Source organism: Agrococcus sp. TSP3-2-1, assembly GCF_049897585.1.
In the GTDB taxonomy this organism is placed as follows: domain Bacteria; phylum Actinomycetota; class Actinomycetes; order Actinomycetales; family Microbacteriaceae; genus Agrococcus.
On the sequence record NZ_JAFCWN010000001.1, the window covers coordinates 82,703 to 98,940 of the forward strand.

19 protein-coding genes are annotated in these 16,238 nt (G+C 72.1%); 9 read left to right on the forward strand and 10 right to left on the reverse strand.

Going from position 1 to position 16,238, the window contains the following annotated elements; all coding sequences use genetic code 11:
- The first annotated feature begins 48 nt into the window (after positions 1–48).
- The 4 genes from ACP7BI_RS00410 (at position 49) to ACP7BI_RS00425 (ending at position 2,650) form a co-directional block, all read left to right on the forward strand.
- Positions 49–474 carry an SRPBCC family protein gene (locus ACP7BI_RS00410; RefSeq protein WP_425842843.1) on the forward strand — a complete coding sequence of 142 codons (426 nt, stop codon included), beginning with the start codon at positions 49–51 and terminating at the stop codon, positions 472–474.
- 39 nt (positions 475–513) lie between these two features.
- Positions 514–996 carry an SRPBCC family protein gene (locus tag ACP7BI_RS00415; RefSeq protein ID WP_425842845.1) on the forward strand — a complete coding sequence of 161 codons (483 nt, stop codon included), beginning with the start codon at positions 514–516 and terminating at the stop codon, positions 994–996.
- A gap of 108 nt (positions 997–1,104) precedes the next feature.
- Complete coding sequence (locus ACP7BI_RS00420) at positions 1,105–2,454, forward strand: TIGR01777 family oxidoreductase (protein WP_425842847.1); 1,350 nt, start codon at positions 1,105–1,107, stop codon at positions 2,452–2,454.
- A 43-nt stretch (positions 2,455–2,497) separates the two neighbouring features.
- A complete protein-coding gene (locus ACP7BI_RS00425; protein WP_425842849.1) occupies positions 2,498–2,650 on the forward strand; it encodes a hypothetical protein in 153 nt (50 codons plus the stop codon).
- Between the two features lie 39 nt (positions 2,651–2,689).
- On the opposite strand, the gene ACP7BI_RS00430 is transcribed toward ACP7BI_RS00425, so the two are convergent.
- Genes ACP7BI_RS00430 through ACP7BI_RS00450 form a run of 5 tightly spaced genes read right to left on the reverse strand, consistent with a single transcriptional unit; the run spans position 2,690 to position 7,199 of the window.
- Entirely contained in the window at positions 2,690–3,478 is a 789-nt protein-coding gene (locus tag ACP7BI_RS00430; protein WP_425842851.1) for an IclR family transcriptional regulator, read from the reverse strand.
- An 8-nt stretch (positions 3,479–3,486) separates the two neighbouring features.
- On the reverse strand, positions 3,487–4,320 hold the full coding sequence (kduI, locus tag ACP7BI_RS00435; RefSeq protein WP_425842853.1) for a 5-dehydro-4-deoxy-D-glucuronate isomerase: 834 nt from the start codon (positions 4,318–4,320) through the stop codon (positions 3,487–3,489).
- A gap of 28 nt (positions 4,321–4,348) precedes the next feature.
- Positions 4,349–5,656 carry a TRAP transporter large permease gene (locus tag ACP7BI_RS00440; RefSeq protein ID WP_425842855.1) on the reverse strand — a complete coding sequence of 436 codons (1,308 nt, stop codon included), beginning with the start codon at positions 5,654–5,656 and terminating at the stop codon, positions 4,349–4,351.
- A complete protein-coding gene (locus ACP7BI_RS00445) occupies positions 5,653–6,171 on the reverse strand; it encodes a TRAP transporter small permease (RefSeq protein WP_425842857.1) in 519 nt (172 codons plus the stop codon). The genes ACP7BI_RS00440 and ACP7BI_RS00445 overlap by 4 nt, the downstream gene beginning before the upstream one ends.
- 17 nt (positions 6,172–6,188) lie before the next feature.
- A complete protein-coding gene (locus ACP7BI_RS00450) occupies positions 6,189–7,199 on the reverse strand; it encodes a TRAP transporter substrate-binding protein (protein ID WP_425842859.1) in 1,011 nt (336 codons plus the stop codon).
- Between the two features lie 159 nt (positions 7,200–7,358).
- On the opposite strand from ACP7BI_RS00450, the gene ACP7BI_RS00455 reads away from it, so the two are divergent.
- The 4 genes from ACP7BI_RS00455 to ACP7BI_RS00470 are packed head-to-tail and all read left to right on the forward strand — an operon-like array spanning position 7,359 to position 10,682.
- Complete coding sequence (locus ACP7BI_RS00455; RefSeq protein WP_425842861.1) at positions 7,359–8,381, forward strand: zinc-dependent alcohol dehydrogenase; 1,023 nt, start codon at positions 7,359–7,361, stop codon at positions 8,379–8,381.
- Complete coding sequence (locus tag ACP7BI_RS00460) at positions 8,378–9,133, forward strand: SDR family oxidoreductase (RefSeq protein WP_425842863.1); 756 nt, start codon at positions 8,378–8,380, stop codon at positions 9,131–9,133. The genes ACP7BI_RS00455 and ACP7BI_RS00460 overlap by 4 nt, the downstream gene beginning before the upstream one ends.
- A complete protein-coding gene (locus tag ACP7BI_RS00465; RefSeq protein WP_425842865.1) occupies positions 9,130–9,744 on the forward strand; it encodes a bifunctional 4-hydroxy-2-oxoglutarate aldolase/2-dehydro-3-deoxy-phosphogluconate aldolase in 615 nt (204 codons plus the stop codon). Before ACP7BI_RS00460 ends, ACP7BI_RS00465 begins: the two co-directional genes overlap by 4 nt.
- Complete coding sequence (locus ACP7BI_RS00470; RefSeq protein WP_425842867.1) at positions 9,741–10,682, forward strand: sugar kinase; 942 nt, start codon at positions 9,741–9,743, stop codon at positions 10,680–10,682. The genes ACP7BI_RS00465 and ACP7BI_RS00470 overlap by 4 nt, the downstream gene beginning before the upstream one ends.
- A 26-nt stretch (positions 10,683–10,708) precedes the next feature.
- On the opposite strand, the gene ACP7BI_RS00475 is transcribed toward ACP7BI_RS00470, so the two are convergent.
- Positions 10,709–10,882, reverse strand: coding sequence for a hypothetical protein (locus tag ACP7BI_RS00475; protein ID WP_425842869.1), 174 nt, complete (start codon positions 10,880–10,882; stop codon positions 10,709–10,711).
- 115 nt (positions 10,883–10,997) lie between these two features.
- On the opposite strand from ACP7BI_RS00475, the gene ACP7BI_RS00480 reads away from it, so the two are divergent.
- Positions 10,998–12,284: an adenylosuccinate synthase gene (locus ACP7BI_RS00480; RefSeq protein WP_425842871.1), complete on the forward strand. Its 1,287-nt coding sequence runs from the start codon at positions 10,998–11,000 to the stop codon at positions 12,282–12,284.
- A gap of 27 nt (positions 12,285–12,311) precedes the next feature.
- Here the strand turns inward: ACP7BI_RS00480 and ACP7BI_RS00485 are convergent, their stop codons facing one another.
- From ACP7BI_RS00485 to ACP7BI_RS00500, 4 genes are all read right to left on the reverse strand, one after another.
- Positions 12,312–12,716 (reverse strand): VOC family protein, encoded by a 405-nt coding sequence (locus tag ACP7BI_RS00485; RefSeq protein ID WP_425842873.1) that lies wholly within the window; start codon positions 12,714–12,716, stop codon positions 12,312–12,314.
- Between the two features lie 56 nt (positions 12,717–12,772).
- A complete protein-coding gene (locus ACP7BI_RS00490) occupies positions 12,773–14,095 on the reverse strand; it encodes a glycosyltransferase 87 family protein (RefSeq protein WP_425842875.1) in 1,323 nt (440 codons plus the stop codon).
- A gap of 59 nt (positions 14,096–14,154) precedes the next feature.
- Positions 14,155–15,501, reverse strand: a complete 1,347-nt coding sequence (gene gdhA, locus ACP7BI_RS00495) for an NADP-specific glutamate dehydrogenase (RefSeq protein ID WP_425842877.1) — start codon at positions 15,499–15,501, stop codon at positions 14,155–14,157.
- 80 nt (positions 15,502–15,581) lie between these two features.
- Positions 15,582–16,205 (reverse strand): maleylpyruvate isomerase N-terminal domain-containing protein, encoded by a 624-nt coding sequence (locus ACP7BI_RS00500; RefSeq protein ID WP_425842879.1) that lies wholly within the window; start codon positions 16,203–16,205, stop codon positions 15,582–15,584.
- Positions 16,206–16,238 lie beyond the last annotated feature (33 nt).

A 16,238-nucleotide genomic window follows, 5' to 3' on the forward strand; every position in this document is an offset into this window, starting at 1 on the left:
CGCCAGCTTCTCGCGACACACCAGCTCGCGATTCGATCGGAGGCGACGATGCAGGTCGATGAGCAGTTCGAGGTCGATGCGCCCCGCGCAGCGGTGTTCCGCCTGTGGACCTCGTTCGAGCACTACCCGGAGTTCCTGACCGGGGTCGACTCGGTGTACGCCGAGACGAGCGAGCGCATGCGCTGGCGCGTGTCGCTCGGCGGGCTGCCGTCGAGCTTCTACGCGGTCGTCACGGAACTCGTGCCCGACGAGCGGCTCGCGTTCGTGAGCGTCGACCAGTCGACGCTCGGCTGGTGGGTCGATCTCGCGGAGGTCACGCCGCACCGCACGCGCGTCACCGTGCGGGTGATCGTCTCGCCGCGCGGCGACGTGCCGCGCCGAGCCGGTGACACCGAGCTCGACGAGCTGACGATCCGCTGCGACCTGCTGAGGTTCCGAGCGCTCGCGGAGGGCACGCTCAGCCAAGCGGCATAGCGTCGCACATCCGATCCACAACAGGTAAGGAGCATCGCCATGCCGCAGGTCACCGACAGCATCGACGTCAAGGCCCCGATCAGCGCCGTCTACGCGCTCTGGACGCAGTTCGAGGACTTCCCGAAGTTCATGGGCGGCGTCGAGTCCATCACGCAGCAGACCGACACGATGCTCCACTGGGTCGTCTCGATCAAGGGCGTCGAGCGCGAGTTCGACGCCGAGATCACCGAGCAGCACCTCGACGAGCGAGTCGCGTGGCGCAGCACGGATGGCGAGACGCACGCCGGTGTCGTGACCTTCCACCGCATCGACGACGACGTGACGCGCGTCAACGTGCAGATCGACTGGAAGCCGCAGGGCGTCGTCGAGGCCGCCGGTGCGCTGCTGCAGGTCGACGACCTGCAGATCAAGCAGGACCTCAAGCGCTTCAAGGAGCTCGCCGAGGCCGCGCCCGCCCAGCAGGCGGTCGACCAGGGCTGGGACGGCGACGTCGAGCGTCCGGCCGACCGGCTCGGCCAGTAGTCGGGTAGGCCGGTAGTCGGGTAGGCCGGTAGTCGGGTAGGCCAGCAGCACCGCAGGCTCGGCCGATCCACAGCCGACGGCGGGGTGCGCTCGCGTAGCGTCCGCACCATGGGCATCGAGCACTCGAGCATCGTCGACGCGCGTCTCGCCGACGTCTTCGCCTGGCACACGCGCCCGGGGGCGCTGCAGCGGCTCTCGCCGCCGTGGCTCCCCGGGCGCGTCCGCCGTGAAGCGGGCTCGCTCGCCGACGGTCGCGCCGAGCTCGCGCTCCCCGGCGGCATCGTCTGGGCGGCGCAGCACGACCCGAGCGGATTCGAGCCCGACCGCGCCTTCATCGACGAGCGAGTGGATGCGGGCCTCGGCTCGATCCCGCTCGCTCCGCTGCGCTGGCGGCACGAGCACCGCTTCGAGCCGCGCGGCGATGATCGCACCCTCGTGCACGACCGCGTCGAGACGATCGTCGGCTCGCGAGCGCTGCGACCGATGTTCGTCTACCGGCACCGGCAGCTCGCCGACGACCTCGCCGCGCATCGATCGGCGGCGGCCGATCCCATGACGGTCGCCGTCACCGGCGCGAGCGGGCTCATCGGCACCGCGCTCACCGCGCTGCTGACGACCGGCGGCCACGACGTCGTGCGGCTCGTGCGGCACGATCCCTCGTCGAGCGGCGACCGGCGCTGGGATCCCGACGCGCCGGCCGCCGACCTGCTCGAGGGCGTCGACGCGGTCGTGCACCTCGCCGGTGCGTCGATCTTCGGCCGGCTCGGCGAGCAGCATCGGCGGGCCGTGCGCGACAGCCGCATCGGACCCACGCGCAAGCTCGCCGAGATCGCCGCCGCGAGCGGCGTGCGCGCGTTCGTGAGCGCCTCGGGCATCGGCCGCTACGGCGTCGACCGCGGCAGCGAGCAGCTCACCGAGGCCGCCGGAGCCGGCGACGACTTCGTCGCTCGCGTCGTCGTCGACTGGGAGGCGGATGCGGCGGTCGCCGCCGAGGGACGCATGCGTGCCGTGCAGGTGCGCTCCGGGCTCGTGCAGTCGCCGCGCGGCGGGGTGCTGCAGGTGCTCGCACCGCTCTACGCGGCGGGCCTCGGCGGCCCGCTCGCCGGTGGCGAGCACTGGCAGTCGTGGATCGACCTCGACGACCTGCTCGACGTCTACTTGCGGGCGCTGACCGACGAGCGGCTCTCGGGCCCCGTCAACGCCGTCGCGCCGCACCCCGTGCAGCAGCGTGAGTACGCCGAGACGCTCGCTCGCGTGCTGCGCCGCCCGGCGCTCGTGCCGACGCCCGCGCTCGGGCCGCGCGTGCTGCTCGGGCGGCGCGGCGCCGAGGAGCTCGCGCTCGCCGACCAGCGGGTCGTGCCGGCGCGGCTGACCGAGCTCGGGCACCGCTTCCGGCGGCCCCGGCTCGAGGACTCGCTGCGGCACCAGCTGGGCCGCATGCGCGAAGCGGGCCGCTAGGCCCCAACTGCCCGCCAGAGCGGCGGCGACGAGAGGAGATGAGATGACCGGCATCGACCCGAACGCGCAGGACCCGGGCCAGGACGAGGCCGCCGAGGAGACGAACGCGCACGCGCGCGATGCGGCGGAGCAGGATGAGAGCCCCGCGGAGGCGCAGCGCGAGAATGCCGAGGAGTCGGACGGCTACGGCTATTGAGTGCGAGCGCGCCGGGTGACCGGTCCGCCCGCGCTCGCCTCAGCGCGCGACGGGAGCGCCGAGCGCGCGTGAGATCGCGTCGGCGGCCGCGATCGCCTGGGGCGCGAACGCCTCGATGCTCGAGCCCGGGTGCTCGAGGGCGATCGACGAGATCGAGAGCCCGTAGCGCACGCGCCCGAGGTGGTCGCTGATCGGTGCCGAGACGCAGACGGTGCCGCGCTCGTTCTCGCCGAGGTCGAGCGAGTAGCCGCGCTCGCGCACGCGAGCGAGCTCCTCGTGCAGGCGCGCGGGATCCGTGATCGTGTTCTCGGTGCGCGCGGGCAGCCCGACCTGGTCGATGAGCCGGTCGACCTGCTCCGGCGACCACGCGGCAAGGACGGCCTTGCCCATGCCGCTGCAGTGCATCGGGATCGAGAGGCCGACGCGCGAGCCCATCCGGTAGGGCTTCGAGGAGTCGCGCCGGATGACGTAGACCATCTCGGCGCCGTTCTCGACGCCGACGTGGACCGTGCAGTCGACCTCGCGCACGAGCTCGTCGACGATCGGCTCCGCGATCGACGAGATGTCGAGCCGCGAGATGGCGCTGCCGGCGATCGAGAGGAACCTGGCACCGGGCTGGTAGCCGCGCTCGCTGTCGCCGCTCACGAACCCCTGCTCCACGAGCGTGGCGAGGATGCGGTGCACCGTCGCCTTCGCGAGCCCGGTCTCCTCGACGATGTCCGTGAACCGGGAGTGCTGCGTCGCCGCCTCGAGCACGCGCAGGGTCTTCTCGCTCGCTCCCATCGAGGGCGCGGGGCTCGTGTCGAGCATCCTGGGCTCGGCCGTCATGATCTGCCTCATCTCATGTCGACGATCGCGACACCGTCCATGTCGTCGAAGGACTGGTTCTCCCCGGCCATCGCCCACACGAACGAGTAGTTCGATGTTCCCACGCCGGAGTGGATCGACCATGAAGGCGAGAGCACGAGCCCGCCGTCGCCGACGACGAGGTGCCTGGTCTCCCGCGGCTGGCCCATGAGGTGCACGACGCGCGCGTCCTCGTCGACGTCGAAGTAGACGTAGAACTCCGTGCGGCGGTCGTGCGTGTGCGAGGGCATGGTGTTCCACATGCTGCCGGGGTTCAGCTGCGTGACGCCCATCACGACCTGGCAGCTGCGGACGCCGTTCTCGTGGATGTACTGGTTGAGCGTGCGGCGGTTGGAGGTCAGCGGGTCGCCCAGCTCGCGCACCGTGCCACGACCCGGCTCGACGAGCGCGCTCGGGTAGGTCGTGTGCGCGGGGGCGGAGAAGCCGTAGAAGCGCGCGGGGGCGTGCGCGTCGTCGCTCTCGAAAGTGACGTCTCGCACGCCGCGGCCGAGGTAGAGGCACGCGCCGTTCGCCATCGCGTAGCGCTCGCCGTCGGCGACCACCGTGCCGGCGGCGCCGATGTTGACGATGCCGATCTCGCGGTGGTCGAGGAAGTGCTCGCTGCGGATCTCGGGCACCGCCTCGAGGCGCAGCGGACCGTCGGTCGGCACCGCGCCGACGGCGACGACGCGGTCGTAGTGGGTCACGACGGTGCGCACGGTGCCGGGCACGAAGAGGTCCTCGACGAGGTACCGGTCGCGCAGCTGCTGCTGCGTCCATCCGGGGACCTGCTCGGGCGAGGTGGGGCCGTAGACGAGGGTCATGGTTACTTCCTTCCGGTCGGTGCGGCGATCACAGCAGCCCCATCAGGCCCGGGAGCCAGAGGGAGAGCTGGGGGACGAAGACGATGACGAACAGCATCGCGACGAGCACGATGAGGAACGGCACCAGCTTCACGATGACGGGCTCGAGCCTCGCCTTCGCGACCTGTGTGCCGACGAAGAGCACGGGCGCGGAGGGCGGCGAGATCACGGCGATCGAGAGGTTGAAGACCATCATGATGCCGAAGTGCACGGGGTCGACGCCGTAGGAGACGGCGATCGGCAGGAAGATCGGCGTGAAGATGAGGATGGCCGGGGTCGGGTCGAGCGGGATGCCGATCAGCAGCAGCACGAGCATCATGATCAGCAGCACGACGACCTTCGAGTCCGTCCAGCCGAAGAGCGACTCGGCGATGAGCTGCGGGAGCCGCGCGTAGGTCATGACGTACGACATGATCGTCGACACCGCGATGAGGAAGATCACGATCGCGCTCGTGCGGCAGGCGTCGTAGAGGATGCGCGGGAGGTCCTTCACCGCGATCGTGCGGTAGACGAATGAGAGGGCGAGCGCGTAGAGCACGGCGATCGCCGAGCCCTCCGTCGGGGTGAAGAAGCCCGCGACGATGCCGCCGATCGCGACGACGATGAGTCCGAGCGAGGGGATCGCGCGCCACAGCGTGACGAGGATCGTTCTGAAGGGCGGCCACGGCTCGCCCTTGAGGTCGGGTCGGCGACGCGCGGCGACGAACACGACCGCGGCGCACGCGAGCGCCCACAGGATGCCGGGGATGTAGCCGGCGATGAAGAGCGCGCCGATCGAGGTGCCGCCCGCGGCGAGCGAGTAGACGATGAGCGTGTTGCTCGGCGGGATGAGCATGCCGGCCGGCGCCGAGGCGACGTTCGCGGCGGCGCTGAAGGACTTGTCGTAGCCCGCCTTGCGCTGCATGGGCGCCATGGTCGAACCGACCGCCGCGGCGGTCGCGACCGCGGAGCCCGAGACGGTGCCGAAGATCGCGTTGGCGATGACGTTGGTCTGCACGAGCGGCGCGGGGGTGCGCCCCACGAGCACGCGCGCGAGGTTGATCAGGCGTTCGGCGATGCCGCCGTTGTTCATGATGACGCCCGCGAGGATGAAGAAGGGGATCGCGAGCAGCGCGAACGAGTCGGCGCCGCCGAGCATCTGCTGGGCCGCCGTGATGGCGCCGCGCTCGAAGTCGACGATGAGCAGCAAGCACAGCGCGCTCGGCAGCGCGATCGAGATCGAGACGGGCGCGCCGATCGCGAGCAGCAGCATGAGGCCGCCGATCAGGATCGCGCTGATGGTGCCGGGATCGATCACAGTGCCGCCGCCTCGAGGTCCTCGTCCGGGGTGCCGACGTGGCCGACGTAGCGGCTCGAGAAGGCGCCGGCGATGTGGATGAGCAGGTAGATGGTCAGGAGCACGCCCGCGATGGGCAGCGCGAGGTAGAGCTGGCCCTGCGAGAGGGGCAGGAGCGGGTTCTTCTGGCTCCAGGCGAGCATCGACTGCTGCAGGCCGCCGAACACCATCACGTACAGCACGAACGCGAGCGTCGCGAGGTAGGCGAGGAGGTCGGCGACCCGCTGCAGGGAGCGCGGCAGGCGCTCGACGAGGAAGTCCATGATGACGTCAGCCTTCTCGCCCACCGCGATCGCGATGCCGATGAGGCTCACCCACACGAAGGTGTGGCGCGCCGCCTCCTCCGACCACGCGCTCGGCTGGCCGAGCACGAGGCGGGTGAAGACCTGCCAGGCGACGAGGCCGACGAGCAGCGCGAACAGCGCCACGCACACCGCGCGCAGCGAGTGGTCGAGCCAGGCCCTGGCCGTCGTCATGAGCTCCCTCATCGCCATCAGCCGCGCGCCGCCTCGATGGCGTCGTAGATCGCCTGCGTCACGTCGGTCGTGACGCGCTCCTCGTGGAGCGGCTGCACGGCCTCGCGGAACGCGTCGACGTCGGCGTCGCTGAACTGCGCGCCGGCCTCCTCGGCCGCGGCGACGGCCTCGTCGACCGCGGTCGCGAAGAGCTCGAGCTCGGTGTCGACGGATGCGTCGAGGAGCTCCTGGAAGATGGCGCGCGTCTCGTCGTCGAGGCCCTCCCAGACCGCGGGGCTCGCGATGAGGTAGTCGGGCATCATGAGGTGCTGCGTGCGCGAGTAGTAGCCGGCGATCTCGTCGTGCGAGAGCGTCGAGTAGATGAGCTCGTTGTTCTCGGCGCCGTCGAGCACGCCCGACTGGATCGCCGTGTAGACCTCGCCCTGCGCCATCGGCGTGCCGACGCCGCCCATGAGCTCCATCATCCGCACGTTCGTGTCGGAGCCGATCACGCGGATCTTCTGGCCCGCGAGGTCGGCGGGGGTCTCGACCGGGCCGACGCTCGAGTACACGTTGCGCACGCCGCCGTGGTAGGCCGTGAGCACCTGGATGCTGTCGTCGAGCAGCGAGTCGTACAGCTCGCCGACGATCTCGCGGTCGTTGAGCACGCTCATCTGGTGGTCGGGGGAGTCGTAGAGGTACGGCAGGTTGACGACCGACATGTCGGTCTCGAAGTTCTCGAGCAGGCTGCCGGCGACGATCGCGAAGTCGATCGTGCCCGACTGCACCTGCTCGATCGTGGCGGCCTGGTCGCCGAGCGTCTCGTCGGTGTAGAGCTCGAGCGAGTAGGCGCCGTCCGTGCGCTCCTCGAGCTCGTCCGAGAGCTGCGCGAGCGCTTGGGCCTGCGGGTGGTTCGCGTCCTGGTTGAACGCGACGCGGAAGGTGGTCGCCGGCTGCTCGCCGCCGTCCGCCGAAGCGCCGGAGCACGAAGCCAGTGCCAGCGTCATGACTGCCGCGGCGCTGATCGCGCCGAGCGTGCGTCCCTGCATGGGGTTCCTCCTCGTTGAGTCGCCAGTCCGGTCGCACTTGCGCCGGTGGGTGGGTCGGGGGCTACTCTAGCCAGACAGAACCGAGTTGCGCCAGACGGAACGCGAAACAGAACCAAGTTTCATACTGACGCGGCTCTCCAGCTCGAGGAGGAGACGGCGTTGCGAGCAGCGAAGTACATCGGCGAGGGCCGCATCGAGGTCGGGGACGCCGAGCCCCGCTTGCCCGGTGAGGGCGAGGTCCGCATCCGGGTCGCCTTCAACGGCATCTGCGGCACCGACCTGCACATCGTGCAGGGCCACATGGATGCGCGGGTCGAGATGCCCGCGACGATCGGGCACGAGATGAGCGGCGTCGTCGAGTCGGTCGGCGAAGGCGTCGACCTGCCGGTCGGCACGCAGGTCACCGTCATGCCGCTGCGCTGGTGCGGCGAGTGCGCCGCGTGCCTCGCAGGCCACCAGCACATCTGCCAGCGCCTCGACTTCGTCGGCATCGACTCGCCCGGCGCGCTGCAGGAGCTCTGGACCGTCCCGGCGTCGATCGTCGTGCCGATCCCGGACGGCGTCTCGCTCGAGCACGCCGCGCTCGTCGAGCCGCTCGCGGTCGCCGTGCACGACGTGCGGCGCTCGCGGCTCGAGGCGGGGGAGACTGCCGTCGTCATCGGCGGCGGACCGATCGGCCAGCTCATCGCCGTCGTGGCGCGAGCCGCCGGCGCCACCGTGATCCTCGCCGAGCCCGACGCCGCGCGCCGCGCGTTCGCCGAGCAGCAGGGCGCGATCGCCGTCGACCCGATCGGGGGCGACCTCGCGGCGGTCGTCGAGGAGCGCACGGGCGGCGCGGGCGCCGACGTCGTCTTCGAGGTCGCCGGCACGCGCGGCACGGCGCTCGACGCGACCCGCCACGCGCGCACGCGCGGCAGGGTCGTCTTCGTCGCGATCCACCCGGAGCCGGTGCCGGTCGACCTGCACCGCATCTTCTGGCGAGAGCTCGAGGTCCTCGGCGCGCGCGTCTACGAGCGCGAGGACTTCGAGCGCGCCATCGAGCTCCTGGCCGCCGGCGCCGTGCCGGCCGAGGCGCTCATCACTCGCGTCGTCGCGCTCGACGACACCATGGAGGCCTTCGACGCGCTGCTCTCGGCTGCGGCGATGAAGATCCTCGTCGACGTGCAGGGGGCACACGCATGAGCATCTCGTTCGATCTGGCCGGCTCGACTGCTGTCGTGACCGGAGCGCGGCGCGGCATCGGCTTCGCCATGGCCGAGGCGCTCGCGGAGGCGGGCGCCGACATCATCGCCGCCTCGGCGAGCCAGGAGGTCGACGGCGGTGCCATCGGCGAGCGCGTGCGCGAGCTCGGCCGCGCGTTCGAGGGCCACGCGGTCGACTTCCGCGACCGCGACGCCGTCGCCGCGTTCGGTGCCGCCGTGCGCGACCGCGCCGACATCCTCGTCAACAACGCCGGCACCATCCGCCGCTCACCCGCCGCGGAGCACCCGCTCGAGTGGTGGGACGAGGTGCTCGACGTCAACCTGCGCAACCAGTTCGTGCTGACGCAGGCCGTCGCGGGCGGCATGCTCGAGCGCGGCTACGGCCGGATCGTCTTCACCGCGAGCCTGCTGAGCTTCCAGGGCGGCATCACCGTGCCCGGCTACACGGCGGCGAAGTCGGGCATCGCAGGCCTCGTGAAGGCGCTCAGCAACGAGTGGGCCGCGCGCGGAGTGACGGTCAATGCGATCGCCCCCGGGTACATCGCGACCGACAACACGGCCGCGCTGCGCGCCGACGAGGACCGCTCGCAAGCGATCCTCGAGCGCATCCCCGCGGGCCGCTGGGGCCGAGCGGAGGACCTGCAGGGCGCGACCGTCTTCCTCACGAGCCCGGCCGCCGGCTACGTCACGGGCGTCACGCTGCCCGTCGACGGCGGCTGGATGGCGCGATGACGCTCGAGCTCGGCGGCGTCGTCCCGCTCGCGACGGTCGCCGACGAGTCGAGCGCCGACGCGATCGCCGACGGCCTCGTCGCGGGCGGCCTGCCCGTGCTCGAGGTGACGCTGCGGAACGCGTTCGGCCTCGCGGCGATCGAGCGGATCGCGGCGCGCGGCGACGTCGTCGTCGGCGCGGGCACCGTGCTCGACGTCGAGCAGCTGCGCCGCGCTCTCGACGCGGGCGCGCGGTTCGTCGTCTCGCCCGGCCTCGCCGAGGACGTGGTCGAGGCGGCGCTCGCCGCCGGCGTGCCGGTGCTGCCGGGCGTGCAGACCGCGACTGAGGTGCAGCGGGGGCTGCGGCTCGGCCTCGACCGGCTCAAGCTCTTCCCCGCGGGCGTCGCTGGCGGGCTCGGCCTCGTCGGCGCACTCGCGCCGGTGTTCCCTGACGTGCGCTTCATGCCGAGCGGCGGCGTGAGCGCCGCGAACCTCGGTGACTACCTCGCGCACCCCGCGATCTTCGCCGCGAGCGGCTCGTGGATCGCGTCGCCCGAGCGCGTGGCCGCGGGCGCGGAGGCGGTCGCCGAGGCGGCTCGCGAGGCCGTCGCCATCCAGGAGGCGCTGCGATGAGCGTCGTCGCCCTCGGCGAGTCCCTCGGGCTGCTCGTCGCCTCCCGCATAGGCCGGCTCGAGCTCGTGCCGACGATGGAGCTCGGCTTCGGCGGTGCGGAGAGCAATGTCGCGATCGGCCTCGCCCGGCTCGGCACGCCCGTCACGTGGATGGGACGGCTCGGCGACGACGCGCTCGGCCGGCTCATCGCGCGGCAGCTGCGCGCCGAGGACGTCGAGGTCGCGGCCTCGCGCGACCCGCTCGCGCCCACCGCGCTCATGCTCAAGGAGCGGCCGGCGCCCGGCGCGAGCGCGGTCTCGTACTACCGGGCCGGCAGCGCCGGCTCCCGCCTCGCGCCCGAGCACCTCGACCTCGATCGCATCCGCGCCGCGCGCGTGCTCCACATCACCGGCATCACCGCCGCGCTCGGCGATGCGCCGAGGAGCGCGCTCGACGCCGCGATCGCCGCCGCGCGCGACGCCGGAACCCTCGTCTCGTTCGACGTCAACCACCGCTCGCGGCTGTGGAGCGCCGACGCGGCGCTTCCGGTGTACCGCTCGCTCGCCGCGCGCGCCGACATCGTCTTCGCGGGCGAGGACGAGGCGGAGCTGCTCACGGGCGAGCGCGAGCCCGCTGCCCAGGCGGCGGCGCTCTCCGCACTCGGCGCGGCCCAGGTCGTCGTGAAGCTCGGCGCGGAAGGCGCGCTCGCGCTCGCCGACGGCGAGCAGCGGCAGCAGGCGCCCTTCCGGGTCGAGGCGATCGACACCGTCGGCGCGGGCGACGCGTTCGTCGCCGGCTACCTCGCCGAGCTGCTCGCGGGCGCCGGCCTCGAGGGCCGGCTCCGCACGGCAGCGGCGTGCGGCGCGATCGCCTGCACCGCGCCCGGCGACTGGGAGGCCGCACCCGACCGGTCCGCGATCGCGCGGCTGCTCGGCGGCGGCGACCCCGTGCAGCGCTGAGAGCCGCGCCGCTGCGGCGGTGCGGCTCAGAGGTCGTCGACGCGCCGCTGCTCGACCCAGCGCTTGCCCGTGTCGCCGCCCCGCGCGACGCGGCCGGGGCTCGGGTAGCCGTCCTCGCCGCGCCGGAAGCCCGGCGCCTCGAAGTCGCGCTGGTGGCGCGAGCAGTACGCCTGCACCCGCTCGATGTCGTCCTCCGGCACGGCGTCGAGTCGCGCGAGCTGGAGCCGGGGCGGCCCGCCGCGGCAGCCGCGAGGGCCCGCCCCGAGGCTCGATAGGGTGGGGTGTACGCGAACCCGTCGAAGGGATGGCCCACCCATGCCAGGAATCGTCATCGTCGGCGCCCAGTGGGGCGACGAGGGCAAGGGCAAGGCGACCGACCTGCTCGGCAGCCGCACCGACTTCGTCGTGAAGTTCAACGGCGGCAACAACGCCGGCCACACGGTCGTCGTCGGCGACGAGAAGTACGCGCTGCACCTGCTGCCCTCCGGCATCCTGACTCCGGGCGTCACGCCCGTGATCGGCAACGGCGTGGTCATCGACCTCGAGGTGCTCTTCCACGAGCTCGAGGCGCTCTCGGCGCGCGGCGTCGACGTGTCGCGGCTGCGGATCTCGGCGAACGCGCACATCATCACCGACTACCACCGCACGCTCGACAAGGTGACGGAGCGCTTCCTCGGCAAGCGCTCGATCGGCACGACCGGGCGCGGCATCGGGCCGGCCTACGCCGACAAGATCAACCGCGTCGGCATCCGCGTGCAGGATCTCTTCGACGAGTCGATCCTTCGCCAGAAGATCGAGGGCGCGCTCGACTCGAAGAACCACCTGCTCACGAAGGTCTACAACCGCCGCGCGGTCACGTGCGACGAGATCTTCGACGACCTCACCTCCTACGTCGAGCGGCTGCGGCCGATGGTGGCCGACACGGGCCTCGAGCTCTCGCGAGCCCTCGACGACGGCCGCACCGTCGTGTTCGAGGCCGGCCAGGCGACGATGCTCGACATCGACCACGGCACCTATCCCTTCGTGACGTCGTCGACTGCGACCGCTGCGGGCGCGGCCTCCGGCTCGGGCGTCGCGCCCTCCCGCCTCGACCGCGTGATCGGCATCGTCAAGGCGTACACGACGCGCGTCGGCGCTGGCCCCTTCCCGACCGAGCTCTTCGACGAGTGGGGCGAGCTGCTGCGCAAGCAGGGCTTCGAGTTCGGCACGACGACCGGCCGCCCGCGCCGCTGCGGATGGAACGACACCGTGCTGACCCGCTACGCCTCGCGCATCAACGGCCTCACCGACATCGTGCTGACGAAGCTCGACGTGCTCACCGGCATCGAGTCGATCCCGGTGTGCGTCGCGTACGACGTCGACGGCGAGCGCTTCGACGAGCTGCCGGTCTCGCAGAGCGACTTCCACCACGCGAAGCCCATCTACGAGTCGCTGCCCGGCTGGAGCGAGGACATCACCGGGGCGCGCGAGCTCTCCGACCTGCCGGCGAACGCGCGGGCCTACGTGCGCTTCCTCGAGGAGCGCTCCGGCAGTCGCATCTCGGCGATCGGCGTGGGCGCCGACCGCGAAGCGATCGTGCAGGTGCACGACCTCATCGACTGATCGATCGGGCCTCGAGCCGAGGAGGGTTCACGCCGCAGCGTCGGGCTCGAAGCCGATGAGCCAGCGGAGGCCGAACCGATCGACGACCTGCCCGTCGCTCGCGCCCCACGCGCGCTCCTGCAGCGGGTCGACCACCGTGCCGCCCTCCGCGAGCAGCGCGAACCAGCGCGAGAGCGTCTCGCCATCGGCGGTGCCGAGCAGCGCGATGCTCGCGCCGGTCATGCTGACGGATGCGTCATCCGGGCCGGCGTCGGTGCCGAACAGCGTCACGGGGCCGGCGAGCACCCCGTGCGCGATCGCGTCCGGCGGCCCGTCGGTGCGCCCGAAGTCGGCGTAGGTGTGCAGCTCGAGCTCCCCGCCGAACACGCGGTGGTAGGAGCTCAGCGCATCGCGCGCGGTGCCGGGGAACCAGAGGTACAGGGCCTGCGTCATGACGCCGACGCTAGCGCGGGCGCGTGGGGATGCGCCGGGCGGCCGGAGACCGAGCGTCAGACGATCGCGAGCGGCTGCGTGTTGGTCGAGACCGTTGCGCGCGGGCCGAGGCCGCCGGTGCGGCCGAGCTGCACGAGCTTCGCCACGGCCGCGAGCAGCAGCGCCACGAGCAGGGCGTTGCGCGCCGACAGCAGCAGCACCGCGAACCACTCGAGGCGCACGAGCGGCATGTAGAAGATCGGGAAGATGAGCGTCGTCAGCAGCGACGTGACGAGCAGGAGCGCCGTCATCCGCCGCCACCAGGCGGTGGGGCGCGCCATCGCGACCGCGGCGATCGGCAGCAGCCACAGCAGGTACTGCGGCGAGCCGACCTTGTTGAAGACGATCGAGGCGGCGACGAGCGCGAAGGCGCCGACGAGCAGCAGCTCGCGCGAGTCGGCGCCGCGCCGCCTGGCCCAGAGCAGCAGCACCGCGATGCATGCGACGGCGGCGATCAGCAGCGGCGTCGAGAGCAGGATCGCCCCGCCGTCGAGCGGGCCGACGACCTCGCGAGTCGCGAGCGCGCGGTTCTGGTACACGCGGGAGCCGAACACGTCGAGCGCTGCCGCCCACACCCACGGCGTCGCGATCGGCGCCTCGAGCTGCAGCGCGCGGTCGGTCTGCATCGTCAGGAAGCTCAGGAGGTGCGGGATGCCGCCGAACGTCGCGCTGATCGCGGCGGTCGCGGCGGTGACGCCGAAGCCGGCGAGCACGACGAGCCAGCGATCGCGGTGCACGGCGACGACCGCCGCGATCACCATCGCGGGCCACACCTTGATCCAGGTCGCGACCGCGAGCAGCGCGCCCGCGACGAGCGGCCGGCGAGAGAGCCACACGAGCCCGACGATGACGAGCGGCCCGGTGATGCCCTCGAGGCGCAGCAGCGCGACGGGGCTCAGCAGCAGGAAGCCGAGCATGAACGCGTGCGCGGCGAGCATGCCGCGGCGGCTGCGGCCGCCGTCGCTCAGCACCCAGACGGCCCACCAGTTGAGCGCGGCCGTCATGAGGAACCACAGCAGCTGGTAGAGCGGGGCGCCGAGCAGGTTGGCCGCGCCGATCGGCAGCCACGCGAGCAGCGGGTAGACCCAGTCGGCGTCGATCCCGACGATCTCGTCGCCCTCGAACGCGGCCATCGCCCACTCGCGGTAGAGCGGCAGGTCACCGACCGTGCCGCCCGCGATGATCGCCGGCAGCAGGGCGAGCAGCGAGGCCCCGTGCAGCAGCAGGAAAGCGCGCACGAGCCAGCGGCGCGTGAGCATGCGGTCGGCGAAGTCAGCGGTCTGCGCGCGACGGATGATCCGCGGAGCGACTGCCGCGCGATCGTTCGTCTGCCCAGCCAAGCGATCTCCTCGTCCCGTGTGCCGCGTCAGCGTATGGCGCGTTCCTGAGAGCCTGCCGGTCAGATGACGCCGAGCGCCAGCATCGCGTCGGCGACGCGGTTGAAGCCGGCGATGTTCGCGCCCGCGACGTAGTCGCCCGGCCGGCCGTACTCCTCCGCCGTCTCGGCGCAGCGGTCGTGGATGCCCTTCATGATCTCCCGCAGGCGCGCATCCGTGTGGTCGAAGGTCCAGGAGTCGCGCGACGCGTTCTGCTGCATCTCGAGTGCGCTCGTCGCGACGCCGCCGGCGTTGACGGCCTTGCCGGGGGCGAACGCGACGCCCGCCGCGGCGAAGACGCGCGCCGCGCCCTGCGTCGCCGGCATGTTGGCACCCTCGCCGACGACGGTGCAGCCGCCCCGCACGAGCGTCGCCGCGTCGTCCTCGTCGAGCTCGTTCTGCGTCGCGCACGGCACGGCGATGTCGCACGGCACGGTCCAGATGGATGTGTCGGCGGTGAAGGAGGCGTGCGGCCGGTGCTCGACGTACTCGGCCATGCGGCCGCGGCGCACCTCCTTGATCTCCTTCACGAGCTCGAGGTCGATGCCCCGCTCGTCGACGACGAAGCCGGAGGAGTCGCTGCACGCGATCACGGTGCCGCCGAGCTGCTGCACCTTCTCGATCGCGTAGATCGCGACGTTGCCGGAGCCGGAGACGACGACGCGCTTGCCCTCGAAGCTCTCGCCGCGCGAGCGCAGCACCTCCTCGAGGAAGTAGATCGTGCCGTAGCCGGTCGCCTCCTTCCGCACTTGCGAGCCGCCCCACGTGATGCCCTTGCCGGTCAGCACGCCCGACTCGTACTCGTTCGTCAGCCGCTTGTACTGGCCGAACATGTAGCCGAGCTCGCGGCCGCCGACGCCCATGTCGCCCGCGGGCACGTCGGTGTACTGGCCGATGTGGGTGCGCAGCTCGGTCATGAACGACTGGCAGAAGCGCATGATCTCCGCGTCGGACTTGCCCTTCGGGTCGAAGTCGCTGCCGCCCTTGCCGCCGCCGATCGGGAGGCCCGTGAGGGAGTTCTTGAAGATCTGCTCGAAGCCGAGGAACTTGATGATGCCGAGGTAGACGCTCGGGTGGAAGCGCAGGCCGCCCTTGTACGGGCCGAGCGCCGAGTTGAACTGCACCCGGAAGCCGCGGTTGATCTGCACGACGCCCGCGTCGTCGATCCACGGCACGCGGAAGATGATCTGCCGCTCGGGCTCGACGATGCGGCCCAGGATCTGCGCGTCGACGTAGTCCGGGCGCTTCGACACCACGGGGCCGAGGCTCTCGAGCACCTCGAAGACGGCCTGGTGGAACTCGGCCTCGCCGGGGTTGCGGTGCAGGACGTCCGCGTAGACCGGCTCGAGGTGGGGGTGGAGCTGCGACAAACGAGGCCTCCGTCACGTGTCAGACAACCGGTCGATCGTACCGCAGGGGTGCCGCAGACCCCTGACCGGTCGTCGCCCGCTCACGCTCCGGAGCGCAGCACGCCCTCGAGGCCCGCGTCGGGCCGCCGACCGGTGAGCAGGCGCAGGGCCTCGATGCCCGTGCCCCGAGCGGATGCGTTGGCGGCGGCGAGGTGCAGGGCGTCGAGCACGTGCGCGGCGGCTGGCGCCCACGCGATGCCCGCGGCGTCGGCGATGTCGATGCCGTGCACGGTCAGCTCGAACACCCGCGTGCGCAGGTACTCGCCGAGCCGCATCGCGATCGTCGCGTCGCCGCCGATCGCGATGCACCGGTCGAGGCCGGCGGCGGCGATCGCGGTCGCGGCCTCGACGCGCATCGCCTCGATCTCGGCGGCGAGCTCGTCGCCGAGCGCCGCGCCGGCCGCGCGGCCGCGCAGCAGGATCGCCTCGTCGTCGCCGTGCTGCCGCAGCACGACCTCGAGGTACTCGCTCGCCGAGTGGATCGTGAGCTCCTCAGGCTCCGGATGCTCGAGGTAGGCGGTGACGGTCGTGATGGCCCGGGAGGTGTGCCCGATGAGCTCGCGGAGCGTCCACTCGCCGAGCCCCGGCCCGTCGAGCCGCTCTGGCGGCACTCGTCGGACGAGCTGCACGAAGTCCTCGGCGGCGACGGCGAACTGCACGGTCATGCGCGCATGCTCGCATGGCGCCCGCCGCGCGGC

Bases quoted from the DNA above. Each gene is read 5' to 3' on its own strand.
- ACP7BI_RS00470 (WP_425842867.1), top strand. From the start codon at position 9,741: ATGAGCGTCGTCGCCCTCGGCGAGTCCCTCGGGCTGCTCGTCGCCTCC.
- ACP7BI_RS00465 (WP_425842865.1), top strand. From the start codon at position 9,130: ATGACGCTCGAGCTCGGCGGCGTCGTCCCGCTCGCGACGGTCGCCGAC.
- ACP7BI_RS00485 (WP_425842873.1), bottom strand. From the start codon at position 12,716: ATGACGCAGGCCCTGTACCTCTGGTTCCCCGGCACCGCGCGCGATGCG.
- ACP7BI_RS00450 (WP_425842859.1), bottom strand. From the start codon at position 7,199: ATGCAGGGACGCACGCTCGGCGCGATCAGCGCCGCGGCAGTCATGACG.
- ACP7BI_RS00415 (WP_425842845.1), top strand. From the start codon at position 514: ATGCCGCAGGTCACCGACAGCATCGACGTCAAGGCCCCGATCAGCGCC.
- ACP7BI_RS00480 (WP_425842871.1), top strand. From the start codon at position 10,998: ATGCCAGGAATCGTCATCGTCGGCGCCCAGTGGGGCGACGAGGGCAAG.
- ACP7BI_RS00500 (WP_425842879.1), bottom strand. From the start codon at position 16,205: ATGACCGTGCAGTTCGCCGTCGCCGCCGAGGACTTCGTGCAGCTCGTC.
- ACP7BI_RS00420 (WP_425842847.1), top strand. From the start codon at position 1,105: ATGGGCATCGAGCACTCGAGCATCGTCGACGCGCGTCTCGCCGACGTC.
- ACP7BI_RS00425 (WP_425842849.1), top strand. From the start codon at position 2,498: ATGACCGGCATCGACCCGAACGCGCAGGACCCGGGCCAGGACGAGGCC.
- ACP7BI_RS00445 (WP_425842857.1), bottom strand. From the start codon at position 6,171: ATGACGACGGCCAGGGCCTGGCTCGACCACTCGCTGCGCGCGGTGTGC.
- ACP7BI_RS00410 (WP_425842843.1), top strand. From the start codon at position 49: ATGCAGGTCGATGAGCAGTTCGAGGTCGATGCGCCCCGCGCAGCGGTG.
- ACP7BI_RS00460 (WP_425842863.1), top strand. From the start codon at position 8,378: ATGAGCATCTCGTTCGATCTGGCCGGCTCGACTGCTGTCGTGACCGGA.
- ACP7BI_RS00430 (WP_425842851.1), bottom strand. From the start codon at position 3,478: ATGACGGCCGAGCCCAGGATGCTCGACACGAGCCCCGCGCCCTCGATG.
- kduI (WP_425842853.1), bottom strand. From the start codon at position 4,320: ATGACCCTCGTCTACGGCCCCACCTCGCCCGAGCAGGTCCCCGGATGG.